This is a genomic window from Chryseobacterium sp. HNCC26DJ238 (genome assembly GCF_057180465.1).
This window is the reverse complement of record NZ_JBXUGI010000001.1, coordinates 155,747-168,797: the sequence shown is the minus strand read 5'-3', so window position 1 is coordinate 168,797 and position 13,051 is coordinate 155,747. Positions and strand designations below refer to the sequence as shown.

General features: G+C 33.7%; 9 protein-coding genes. 4 read left to right on the top strand and 5 right to left on the bottom strand.

All coding sequences use genetic code 11. From position 1 onward, the window contains the following. Positions 1-165 precede the first annotated feature (165 nt). The 3 genes from AC2A07_RS00745 to AC2A07_RS00735 all read left to right on the top strand — a co-directional run bounded on the left by AC2A07_RS00745 (position 166) and on the right by AC2A07_RS00735 (position 5,149). On the top strand, positions 166-2,574 hold the full coding sequence (locus AC2A07_RS00745) for a toxin-antitoxin system YwqK family antitoxin (protein WP_484048775.1): 2,409 nt from the start codon (positions 166-168) through the stop codon (positions 2,572-2,574). A 244-nt stretch (positions 2,575-2,818) separates the two neighbouring features. Beyond that, entirely contained in the window at positions 2,819-4,510 is a 1,692-nt protein-coding gene (locus AC2A07_RS00740) for a DUF6909 family protein (protein WP_484048774.1), read from the top strand. A 156-nt stretch (positions 4,511-4,666) separates the two neighbouring features. Next, complete coding sequence (locus AC2A07_RS00735) at positions 4,667-5,149, top strand: DUF1572 domain-containing protein (protein ID WP_484048773.1); 483 nt, start codon at positions 4,667-4,669, stop codon at positions 5,147-5,149. 59 nt (positions 5,150-5,208) lie between these two features. Here AC2A07_RS00735 and AC2A07_RS00730 read toward each other — a convergent pair whose 3' ends face one another. Then, positions 5,209-5,877: a hypothetical protein gene (locus tag AC2A07_RS00730; protein WP_484048772.1), complete on the bottom strand. Its 669-nt coding sequence runs from the start codon at positions 5,875-5,877 to the stop codon at positions 5,209-5,211. Between the two features lie 182 nt (positions 5,878-6,059). Between AC2A07_RS00730 and AC2A07_RS00725 the strand changes: the two genes are divergently transcribed. Beyond that, positions 6,060-7,901 carry a M1 family metallopeptidase gene (locus AC2A07_RS00725; RefSeq protein WP_484048771.1) on the top strand — a complete coding sequence of 614 codons (1,842 nt, stop codon included), beginning with the start codon at positions 6,060-6,062 and terminating at the stop codon, positions 7,899-7,901. A gap of 220 nt (positions 7,902-8,121) precedes the next feature. Here AC2A07_RS00725 and AC2A07_RS00720 read toward each other — a convergent pair whose 3' ends face one another. From AC2A07_RS00720 to AC2A07_RS00705, 4 genes are all read right to left on the bottom strand, one after another. Next, complete coding sequence (locus tag AC2A07_RS00720; RefSeq protein ID WP_484048770.1) at positions 8,122-8,892, bottom strand: M23 family metallopeptidase; 771 nt, start codon at positions 8,890-8,892, stop codon at positions 8,122-8,124. 241 nt (positions 8,893-9,133) lie between these two features. Further along, positions 9,134-9,406, bottom strand: a complete 273-nt coding sequence (locus AC2A07_RS00715; protein ID WP_484048769.1) for a hypothetical protein — start codon at positions 9,404-9,406, stop codon at positions 9,134-9,136. Between the two features lie 467 nt (positions 9,407-9,873). Beyond that, complete coding sequence (locus AC2A07_RS00710) at positions 9,874-10,614, bottom strand: hypothetical protein (RefSeq protein WP_484048768.1); 741 nt, start codon at positions 10,612-10,614, stop codon at positions 9,874-9,876. A 438-nt stretch (positions 10,615-11,052) separates the two neighbouring features. Beyond that, positions 11,053-12,987 (bottom strand): hypothetical protein, encoded by a 1,935-nt coding sequence (locus AC2A07_RS00705; RefSeq protein WP_484048767.1) that lies wholly within the window; start codon positions 12,985-12,987, stop codon positions 11,053-11,055. Positions 12,988-13,051: the final 64 nt, after the last annotated feature.

The window sequence follows — 13,051 nt, the reverse complement described above, 5'->3', positions numbered from 1 at the left end:
AAATGCCCCTTTATTTTTAACAACATTTAATGTTTGGTTGGCAAAAATTTGAAATCACCCTTTTTTTTTTATGGGTGGAGATTGCAAATTTATATATTTTTTAATCTCAAAAAAATGTGAAATAATAAGACTGGGAATTCCTATTTTTGAATAAATTCATTTTAAATGATCAAAAAGATTGTTCTTCTCTCGGCTTTTCTGTTATTTAAAACATTGCTTTGTCAAAAATCTGATTCTGTCTATTATGATGAAGACTGGAAAATAACAGGGAAAGCAAATGCATCTTATTATCGGTCAATGCCTGTAAAGGAAGTTGGTGAATTGATTCTGCTTCAGGATTTTTACATCGATGGAACTCCGCAATTTGAAGGATATACTTTAAAAAGTAATGAAGATGCTTATGTAGGTGATATTGTATGGTATGATAAAAATGGGAACGACAGTAATTTTTCCCAATACCGTAATGAAACAGAAAATTTGATCCTGACGTATTATCACCGGAATGGTAAAATCAGAAAAAGGGTTCATTATAAAGACGGGGTTAAAAACGGTGAAACTGCAATTTTTGATGAGAATGGAAAAGTTTTAATGAAGGGTGTTTATGTGAATGGTAAACCTGAAAGCGGAGATTTTGAAACTTTAAAAGATGAGTATGAAAATAGCATTTCTGATCATACAGAAGCCGCTGTTGTTGTAGTAGAACCAACAGTGGTCTATCAGGAACCTTCTAAAACCAGGGAAAAGAAAACAAGAAAGACAATTACGCAAAAAACATTCTGGAGAAATTCACGAAATACAGCTCAGGAGAAAGTATATGCAATCAGTGAATATAGTCTGAAGCTGATTCAACAGAAAAATTTCGATCCGTCAGGAAAGCTGATTCAAACGATTTTAGAGAAAGATTTCGGAGAATATAATGGAAATATTCTGAATGGAACCGAATACCTCTATTATCTCCAAAATAATTTTGCGACAGGAGTCAGCTCCTCTGTCCTTTTTGTCAATGGGGAAAAATCAGGAAAGCAGATTTCTTATTTTCCGAAAGGAGGGATCTCTTATGAGACCCATTATCTTGATGGCGTGAAAGAAGGTGAAGAGATTGTGTTTTCTGCGGATGGGGATGTTAAAAGCAAAAGAACCTACATAAATAATGAACCCTTCAATGGAAATTTTGAAGAAAATGAGGGTAATGTTTCTGTTAATATAAATTACCTCAACGGTTTGAAAGAAGGAGAAGCTGTTGCGAAAAATGAAGAACAGAAGGTTGTTGCGAAAGGCATCTATAAAAAAGGAGAACCTTACAGCGGAACTTTTGTCGTCTCAACAGGGGATGACAGGAAAGAGCTAATAACTGTCGAAAATTTCAAAAAAACCGGACTGCAGAAAGTGTTCAGTCATCGGTTGGAAAGTCCGGATAAAACATATACGGTTCAGAACGGGAAACTCAATGGGTTGACTACTTTTTATGAAGAAGGTCAGCCGGTGGCAGTTTTGGAATATAAAGATGACGAGCCCTATAGCGGTATGTTGATAGATCCGGAGAAGACTTCATTGTACAGGGATGGGAAGATTGCAGAAGAGACTTATTATCAAGATGCTTACAGTAAAAAAGAAGATAATATTCAAAAAGTAAAAGTATATGAGAACGGGATTTTTTCAAAATTGAAAGATTACTCTTTTGTGATTGCAGAAAAGCCGCAAAATTATTATGAGGGCTTTCTGAAAAATGGAAAACCCTACTCGGGATATTTTGAAAATGATGTCAGCAGAGAGTTTAAGCAGGTTGATTACTACGAAAACGGGATGCCAAAATTTCAGTATTCAAACGATTATCTTAAGAATATGGATCATTTCAGGCGTCAGTCCTATAATATCAGGTCAGTCTATAAAGACGGCAAAATATACGAAGGTGTTCAATATGTGTTGAATGAGGAGCAGTTTGTTTCAAAATATTGGAAAGGTGGAGTTTTGCAGAGTTTTGATTGGGATCTGTTTGGTATGAATTATTTTAACAGAATTCACTTCGAAATTAAAAATGATGATATTATGATTAGTGATTTGCAGAAGAAGCAGTCTGCGGTAATTAAAATCGATGTATCACCAAAAGAGTTTAAAAAGCAACTTCTTGTGGATGGAAAAATTATTGATAGTAAAAGGAGTGATTTTTTTAAATCAAAATACAGTGGAGGAGTCATTCTTTATTTTGTAAAAGACGGAAAAATCATATCCAAAATACAGGAAACTGTGAAGCAGTCCATAGAACCTGCAGAAGGGATGAAACTGTTTTACAATGTTTATCTTTCCATAACTGAATGCCCTACGGTTCAGGAAATCTTCAATCAGATATCAGAAAAGATTCTCAATAATAAGATTACCGAAGCAGCTGAAACAAACGCGATTATCACAGGATTGAGGACTGATTCTTCGGGAAAACCAAAAGATGGAATTTTAATTACTCCCATTCAGAATAACAATTATACTTTAAAATCATATCTCCATGGAAACCTGACTCAAACGATTGAGAATGTTTCTTTCGATAGAATAGAAGAAGAAATAAGGAAATTAGAAAAATAATGTTTGAATTTCCTTTCAGGTATTGAATGTTTTTTCATTAAAACCAATTGTATAAGATTCATGTAATATGAAGAAAACTTATTCTGAAATTGTTCTCTGTCTTTATCAGAAAGATTAATTTTAAAAATTAATTAATGTGCTGATAGTTGATAAGGTTAATTGTTTAATCTATTGAGGGCCAGTATTTAAGGTTGCTAAAATTAAATTTCGTAACTTAGCAGACTTTTTATAAAAAATTTAATATATGACAAATTCTAGAGCAAGAGAAACCACCGAGGCAATTGAAAGACTATACATTTCTATGAGACACCTGTTTTATAGAGGTTTTTTCAAGCCAAGCGGAGTTTCCGGAGAAAGCATTAGAAGTTTGTTGAAAACGATCAATCCCGAAATTTACGGTACCATGAGCGTTCCAAGCAAGTTGGAACTGGATGGTTTGATGTATGTTTTAGACAGACTTCCGGAAGGAATTGAAGAATGTGCTTTCATTCATCTAACCTCAGACGAAGGTTTCGATAAAGGAAGTTTTGAGCCGATCGTTCCTAAAAAGAGAAGAAGAAACTGTTACCGGATAGACGAACACCAGATGAATATCGAAGTTCTTTTAGGACGTTCAGAAATCTACGATATCCTTACGCATTTAACGTTCTTATTTATAGAAGCCGATAAAATCCGTAATCTGGCATTTATTCAGGATGAAAACTGGAAGCCGACCAGAGCTTTTAAGATCATCGAAGAAGTGGTAAAAGGCGAGAAAAAATTCAACAGAAGGGAAAAAGAAGTGGCATTGATTCATCTGTCTTCTCTGATCGGAAGAACTTTTGATGAAACCTTAAATGCTTACAATACTTTCGGCGATGATGAGAATCCGGACAGGTTGTTTAAAATAATTTACCACTTAGGCAAAGTAAGCCTGGAAGATGCCAAGCAGAGCCGTGAAAGAGAGATCTACTTCAGTGCAATCCTTAAAGAAAGGGTAGGGCATCATTATTTTGGTGAAAAGTGGGCTCACAAAGTGAAGGAGGTTTTGTTTGAAAATAATCTTCACATGCGTCCTTTACACATTATTTCTGCCAATATGCATTCTGTGAAAAATATGCTGTATGGAAACGATGCTTTAAAGAAAAAAGATACCAAAGAAGTAGATTATAAGCTTTACGGAGATATTTCAGATAAAAAAGACCTTCGTGACAAAGTTTCAAAATATGCTTTGGAGGAAGGCCTGATTTATATCAATGATAAAAGCGGAAGTAATATTGATGTTCAGATTATTGATTTAAGCAAAACAAACCTGAAAAACACTCCTTTCGGACATCTGAAATATGATGGGGATGATGTGATTATGGTTTTTGATTATGCATTCGGCGAACAGGCTTTTGAGGTAATGGACGAATTGCTGAGACCTTTCGAACAAAAAGGAGAAGTATATATGATGAAAGTAAAATCTGTCTCCATCATGGGGAAAGCAGGAATTTTATCCGGTGGAAAGGGAGATATCATGATACCGACGTCTCATATTTTTGAAGGAACAGCAGACAATTATCCTTTTGAAAATGCTTTAAAACTGGATGACTTTCCGGATGATGAGTTACAGGCTTTTGAAGGCCCAATGATTACTGTTCTAGGAACCTCGCTTCAGAACAGGGATATTCTTTCTTATTTTATGAATACTTCATGGAAAGCGATCGGACTGGAAATGGAGGGTGCTCATTACCAGAAAGCCATTCAGGTGGCTTCTAAAATAAGACATCATATTGCGCCAGATCTTTTTGTAAGTTACGCTTACTATGCTTCAGATAATCCTTTGGAAACAGGGGCAACACTTTCTTCCGGAGGTTTGGGACTGACCGGTGTAAAACCGACTTATCTGATTACTTTAAGGATTCTTGAAAAGATCTTACAAAGCGGAAAGAAAGAAATTTCTTCTGTAAAATAAATATGATTATTCAGAATATGTAATCCTTCAAGGTTTTGAAAACCCTGAAGGATTTTTCATTTCACATAGCTCTAAATTCAGTCATCTGTAAAAATCCGTATGATCTGTTGAAAACTCAAAAAAATATTATCTTTAAAACAATTAAAACCAAAAGAGATGAGTACAGTAACAACATCACAGTTAGCAAAAAGATTCAGAGAAGTAACGCTTGACGGTTTTTGGATTGCCAATACCAATTTTAAAGATCAGCTTTCAGACGTCACCTGGGAACAGGCAACAACGAAGATTGCCGACTTAAACACCCTTGCTATGCTCACTTTTCATACTGATTACTACATCGCTGGAATTCTTAATGTTTTTGAGGGTGGAGATCTTGAAATAAAAGATCAATTCAGTTTTAATTTTCCTCCTGTTGAATCTCAGGAGCAATGGGAATTGCTTTTAAATAAACTATGGAACGATTCTGAAAAGTTCGCAACATTATTGGAACAGATGGCTGATTCTAAATTAAATGAAGTTTTTGTTGATGAAAAGTACGGAACTTATTTAAGAAATATTGATGGAATGATGGAACATGCTTATTATCATTTGGGACAGATTACTTTGATTAAAAAAATGATTTTGCTTAGAGACAAATAGCATAAATACTTTTCCAGGAATAAAACGAATATATTTCTATTCAATGTAGACTACTAATTCTACACTTTTTTTAGGTCAAAACTTTGTAATTCCGGGTTATAATTTAATTCGTCAATAATCATAACATCACCAGATTTCATATTGCAAATTTTTTCCTTGACAGGTTTATTAAATTCATTTCCATAATTAACCATTGGTTCGTCATCATTAATTTGATAGCGAAATTTCCCCACTTTTCCTAATTTCATAACAAATTGAGGAATGAAATATTCTACTGTAGAGCTAGCAAGCTCATCCTTGGATAAAGTGATTTTTTCTGTTTTGTTGTTAATACTTGCGAAAGGTTTTCCAATATTTAATATTCTGAATTCTCTTTTTTCAACTGTTTCTTTACCTTTAATAAAACTAATAATTTTGATTTGCAATGTATTCCCTGTAGAAGGAACAATATAATATTTATCTTCTCGCTCCTTATAAACTCCCACTCCGATAACTTTAATACTATCCGATTTGGGAACATAAATTGTTACAAGATTTTTTATTCCTCTATATACAATATTAAGTTTTTCGTTTTCTATGATGGATTTGATGTTTGAATCCTCTGAGTACGAAATATGCTTTGTGGGCGTGCAATAAATGCACACAAGAAAAATAAATGTAGAAGGAATAAATTTTTTCAACTGAGTAATAGATTTATTACTCAAAGATATAAATTTATCAAATCCCATAGATTCTTTAATGCAATGACTTGTGCTGATCTTCTGGATCTTCTGGAATAAAAATTAATCAAATCTGCGAAAGAAAGTTTAACCTCAACAATATGAAACAATCAGAAAATGCAATCGGGCCTGAATATCAAATTTGAGGCTCTTTCAAAAATTACTTACCTTTAAAAAAAATAAAATCTTCAATGAAAAAATCTTTTGCAATTCTTTTTGCTTTGATCCTTTCACAATTTCAGGCGCAGCAAAATGCTTATTATCAGCAGGCTGCCCAATACAAAATGGATATTGACGTCAATGCAGAAAAATTTACCTATCAGGGAACACAGACTTTAAATTACTCCAACAACTCACCGGACGAGCTCAATGTTGTGTATTTTCATTTATACTGGAATGCTTTTAAACCCAATTCGATGATGGATCAGAGAGTTGCCGGACAGGGAAAAAACGGTGATTCTAGATTGCAGAAAGATGGGGTTTCACGATTAGCTTCCATTCCGAAAGATGAGGAAGGGGCACAGAATATTCACTGGATTAAACAAAACGGTAAAGATGTGAAGTTTGAAATTCAGGAAACGGTAATGAAAGTTTATCTGAATGAATCCATCAAACCCAATTCTAAAACCACTTTTACCATGGAATGGGATGCTGTAATCCCTCAGCAGATCAGAAGAAGCGGAAGAAATAACAGGGAAGGGATTGATATGACGATGACGCAGTGGTATCCGAAAATCGCTGAATACGATTATGATGGTTGGGCTACATTTGATTATGTTGGAAGAGAGTTTCATGCACCGTTTGCAGATTTTGATGTAACTATTAAAATTAATAAAGACTATGTTATAGGTGCAGGCGGAACGCTTCTGAATCCAAGTGAAGTAAAAGGATATGATCCTTCAGCGAAGATTACAGCGGATAAAAATAAGGCGACATGGAAATGGACGGCAAAAAATATGCTTGACTTTGCCTGGGCTGCAGACAGGGATTATTCGGTGGAAAGTTTCGAGGTTCCCCAGGGACCGAAAGTTTTCTTCGTCTATCAGAAAAATGATAAGACTAAAGTTTGGGGCGAAGCTAAACCTTATGTCACAAAATATTTCCAGATCATGAATTCCCGTTTCGGAAAATATGCCTATCCTTCCTATGCTTTTATTCAGGGTGGTGACGGCGGAATGGAATATGGTATGTGTACCATGATTTTGGGAGAATCAGGAACAGTTGAAGATTTGATGGGACTGATGGTTCATGAAGGTTCGCACTCGTGGTACCAACAAATGCTTGCAACGAATGAGCCTACAAGACCCTGGATGGATGAAGGATTTACAAGTTATGCAGAAAGTATTGTAATGCATCAGTTGTTTCCTCCGAAAGATGAGCGCCCTAATCCGTTTGTAGATAAAATAAATGCTTACAGAGGAATTGTAAAAAGAGGAATTGAGGAGCCTGCCGTTTGGCTGGGTGACCACCATGACAATGGTACGGCATACAGTTTTGCAAGTTATGTAAAAGGCGAATTGTATCTGGTTCAGCTTGGTTACATTGTTGGTGAGCAGAATTTAGAAAAAATCATGACCGAATATTTCAGACAGTGGAGTATGAAACATCCTACAGACAGAGATTTCCTGCATATCGCACAGAAAGTTTCCGGGATGGATCTTAAATGGTTTCATCATTACTGGATCAATACGATTAAAACCATCGATTATGGAATTAAAGATGTGAAATACGGAACTAAATCAACGGTGATCACGTTGGTCAATAACAGTCAGATTCCGATGCCTATTGACTTTAGTGTGATGACAACGGATAAAAAAATCATTACGTATCAGATCCCGATGAATATGACCCACACCTGGAAACAGAAAGACGGCTATGGTGATTTTACAACTGAAAAATACTGGCCATGGACACAGAAAGAATATACACTGACAATTCCTTATACAAAATCTCAATTGTCATTGTTGGGAATCGATTTCAGCCAGAGAATGGCTGATGTGAATCCTGCAGATAATTTTGTTGAAGTGAAATAGAGTGTAAAATAGAGTGAGGCTGCCTGAAAAAGGCAGCCTTTTTTATGCAGAATATCTTGTAATGCACCCGTACTCAACCCTTCCAGCATAAAAATTATATCACGAAATTAAGATGTATTTGAAATTCAAAATAATATGACTGTACTCAATAAGCGGCAAATCTTGTTTGTTTCAGGGCTTCAAAGTTGTTATTTCAGAAAAATAATTGTGAATGGAAATGCTAATATGCTCTCGAGTACGATTTTTTCTCCTCCAAAAACTCTGTTCTGCTTCCGTTTCCTGTCCTGAAAAGGGTCTTTAATGTAATCCTGTTTTTATCAGCTGTCGCACTTGAAATATACACATTAAAATGAAGATGAGGTCCGCTGCTCCAGCCGGTATTTCCGCTGTAAGCAATGAATTGTCCTTTTGTAACCTCATCTCCAATCTTTACCTGGGCTCCGTTTTGCTGTAAATGATAATATTGTGCAATCGTCCCGTCCGAATGCAGTATAGAGATATAATTTCCAAATGGAGCACAGCTTCTGGTCGGACAGCTTTTGTTGTTGTTCTGCACGATATCTATGACTAAACCTTCTCTGGATGCTAATACTTCTGTACCTTCCGGCATAGTAAAATCCAATGAGTTTTCATTCTGATGCGAGAGCTTGCCGTTGTATCCCTGATATACCGGGAATGATTTTCCTTTATTATAGGGAAGATCATAGAGGTAGTGGACATCGTAGGCTTTTATGGTGGCGTTTCCGGCCAAAGTGTGATAATTAGGAATTTTTTTGATTTTCCAGCCTTTCTTTCTGTCAATTACCAAAAAGGTGGCTACCCGGTTTTTCTTTGATAATGACGGCAGTACTTTTACCAGTTCAAATTTCATTTGCATCCGCAGATTCTCCAGTTGAGGCTGACCGGTAAAAGAAAGAGTGACAGGAAAGATTTCAATATTGTCGGCATAATAGGAAACAGTATCTTTGTTTATTTCCGTATATAATCTCACAGGTTTTTGGGAAAAGGCTATTATAGACTGTATTATGAGAAATAGGATTGTAATTTTTTTCATCATCTATTATTTAATTTGAAACTGTTTTTACCATCCATTGACCAGAATAGTTTTTAACTAAATCATTTTTTAAGGGCTTCATCTTTGATACTTAGATAGCTGTATAGATAATAAAGCAACTTTAGTATTTCTTTTATTTTTTGCATACTGGTGATCCTTTTATATCTAAAAATTTTTTTTATTCTTTTTCAAATGTTGTTGCATCACAACTAATTTCAGGAAAATTAGGGTGTCGAATATAAATTTCACATTGTCTTTCTTCAAAGCTACCCGTATCCTCATCATAGGTCAAAATTTTATATTTCAAATCACAATTCTTGACGTCTCTAAAATCACATTTTAAAGTTTTAATTATTTTAAATCGAATGTTTAAATCTATAAATTCTCCTATGATATTATATTTACTAGGTACATACCAATCTACTCCATCAATAACAGTCAGAAAAATCAAATTTCTCTAATTTAGACTGTTCCATATATCGGGGGGAGGTCAAATTAATCAAAAACTCTACTTTTGAGTGTGCCTAAGAGGGGTGAGATTAAAAAGCCAGATTTTGAACTTTTTCTATGGTTTCGGGCTTCATGTCATCAGTGTCCGCCAGGAGGTTTTGCGCATAAAATTCATTCACAAGATTATTGACGGTTTTATAATTCCCGTCAATCTTTGCTTCCTTTTTTATTTTTTCAAATACTTCTTTGGCCGCTGCGGCTGCCTTAGAAAATACAAGAATACTTAGACGTAAAATAATAAGGCCATTTTTTCATGAAAATGGTTTAGAAGCTTCTATAATTAATTGTTTAATAGGAGCCCAACTTATGATTGAATAATGTCCTTACAATATTCCAGATCATAAATATTTTTCATGGAGGTCTCTTATCTGATGCATTAATTGAATTTCAAAATATTTACAGATTAACTTATGGATTGACTTTTCTATAAAACTCATTAATAATTATTTCCTTTTCTTTACTGCTCTTGTTAGATTTGATAATACCCATTATAAAACTTGCGCCGATAGGGCTGTATCCAAGATTCAAGCATGCAGAATTAATTAAATTTGCATTTAAAATAGAAGCATATGGATCAGACAGTCTACCTTGCTTTATATAATTTTTTACAAATTCCAAGTACTTAGGATGGTTTAGTTCCTGATTGATTTTATCCGTGTCTTTTTTACTCTTAACCTTTTTAAGGTTTAATAACTCTTTCATATAAGATAGGCTATATAGGTTCATTCCTAAATTACTGTTAGATTGTATTGTATCTGTATTATACTCTGCCATCCCTTCTTTCGTCAAATGTAGAATATCTTTTATCAGCAGAAGCTCTTTTTCATTCTTTTTTTTATATACAGAAATTTTAAATCGGTCTTTCGGGTAAGGATCTGTTGTTAAGGGAGTACTGTCAAGACTCTCTAACTTTATTATGATAAAATCAGATCGCTTTTCATCTATAGACCATATTTTGTAATGATTTTTATATTTTTCTGTATTGAAAGGCTTTAAAGAAAATGTTGTTGAAGCATATAATGTATCATTAGACTGTTTGAAAACATGCATTTCATCTTGCCCAACGAAATAATAAGGTTGTTTAAATATCTGTGCGCTTATATAATTAGATAAGATTAAAAGAAGTATAAGTAAGTTTTTTTTTCTCATAAGTGAATTATTTAATGTACTTTTTAAAGATATACCAGTTCAATATTCCTAAAATTATAGCTATTAATACAGAGAAGAAATTTATTTGAGTATTAAAAAATATAACAGCAATATTAGACATGATTAATAAATATAAAATCTGTATTATTAATTTATTTCCGAATCTTTTAATCAAAAGAAATAAGCAAATATATAATAACAAGTAAGCGCTTGAACCAATAATTATAATTTCATAGAGCAAGAAATAAAAGATATAAAACTTTAATGATGAGCCTGTAAAATTTAATGGATTTATTAAAATTAAACTATCATACTGTTTATTAGGGGAGTTACTAATAATTCCAAAAAAAATTTGGAGGATGTTTTTAACACAAACAAAAGTTATAATTGTTAATATTAATTTAGGGAAGTTTTCTAAAAATTTCATGAATAAGCAAATTAATTACATCCTAAGCTTGACAGTGGAGCTTTATTTTTTAAATAATTTTTAATTTTTGAATAAGCTGGGCGATATGTTTTCGGTTCTAACTTATTTGCTAAACCTCCATTTGGAATAGAGTTAATATAGTTTTCTAATTTAGTTTGCATGCTTTCCCAAAGCTCATCTGCTTTTGAGAATGCAAAATTTTCAGTTAAATAAGCAAGCGTTGAATTACCTATTGGTTTTGTAAATCTGTCAACTCCTCTAATATAAAGATACATAAAACCGTTTGAGTCTACAGAATAACCAAAAAGTCTATTTCCACTTACAGGATGTAAACCATCCAAAGTAATAGGTGCCTTAATAGTAGTAAAGATCCATGCTTGTGTATTATAACCTGAACACACAACTGTTCCGTTATCACCTGGTATTTCTATATGTATCAATGCTCCTAACGGATTATTTGAAAACCAGAGAGCAGTATCGTCAATTCCATAAGAGCTACTTACAATTGGAGTAAAACTCTCTGCAAATTGATTAATATTTCTTCTAAAGAAATCAAAAAATTCTGCAGGAGTATATTTTTGATTAGTTCCTGGTTTAAAAGGCATATTAGTAACTCTAACAGAAAATAAATCCATATTTATTCCTGGTCCGGATGCAAAGTCTAAATTTTGTATTGCGAAATCGTCTTGATACCAATGTGTGGATCCATTAATTTGAAATAATTTATTTTTAATTGATTGAGGAACTTGATGAGTTGCGACATCTTGCCATTTAGATAATTCTCCACAAGGAATATCTAACAATAAATTAGGGTTTTGAGCTAAGGCATTGTCCAATGCTTTAAGCCTGTTGATTAGTTCAGTTTTGTTTAATGTATCAGGATTTTCCTTAATAAAATTTAAAACAGCAATTCCTAAAGTGGTATTGTGCTCAGTAAATATATTATTTATTAAAGTCCAGTTTTCCTGGTAGCTTCCTTCTTCTTTTAGAAAACTTATTATGGAAGCATACAGTAATGTATCTTGTACATTAGTAGATGTCTTAATATACTCTATAACAGATTTTAGAAAATTAAGGTGTTGTATTGTTTGGTCAGTGTTATACAATCTGGCAAGATCCATTCCTAATACAAGATGAGAGTCATACCATGAAAGCTGAGAAGGATTTAGTTTTAATCTGAAAACTCTGTTCATTTCTATCAATTCAGCTTCACTTTCAACATAAGGAGTCGTGTCATAACCCCCTGACCCACTATCACCTTGGGTGCCTCCGGGATTAGATGGTAAGCCGCTGTCATTAATTGATCCTGGGCCGCCAGCACATGTGTTTACAATAGATATGATTGTAGGATTAGGTGCTCCGCCTACAATACATCCCGCATCATTTCCTGAAGAATGTATTCCTTCTGAGCACCATCCTGTTTCCCATGTTATAGCATAACATCCTATGGCATCAGTCTGCACCCTTGCGTTCAGATTGATATTCAGGTTACTGATGTCAAAAATCCTTATTTTATTTTTAAGATCAATATTGTGACCCGAAATAAAAAGTTCTTTTTCTTTTAGAGAAATGTTATACTGTATCAGTACGCCTGAAAAAGTATTGTCTTGCTTTTGCTTCAGTACTAAGTTTTCAATTATTGATTGATTGGAAGATCTGATAACGGAAAAAGTATAAGTTTTGTTTTCTCCGTTCTCTACAAGCATTGCACTTTCCATTGAAATAATAGCTCCTTCTAAAACAGAATCCTGAATGGTTTTAGAGATTAGAGAACGGGAAAAGTTTTTATTTTGAATCGTTGAAACCTTGTCAAAAAGGAGAGCGTTTTTTAAAATTTCATTATTTTTAATCACTGAAACTTTAACATGATTATTTTGAAGGTCATTTTCCTGAATAATATCTAACTGTCGGCAGCCTGATACTATTAAAGCTAATGCTAAGAGCATTATAAAGTAATTTATTTTCATCGTATGTTAATTATGTTTGTGCAATATTAAAATAAATTCATTA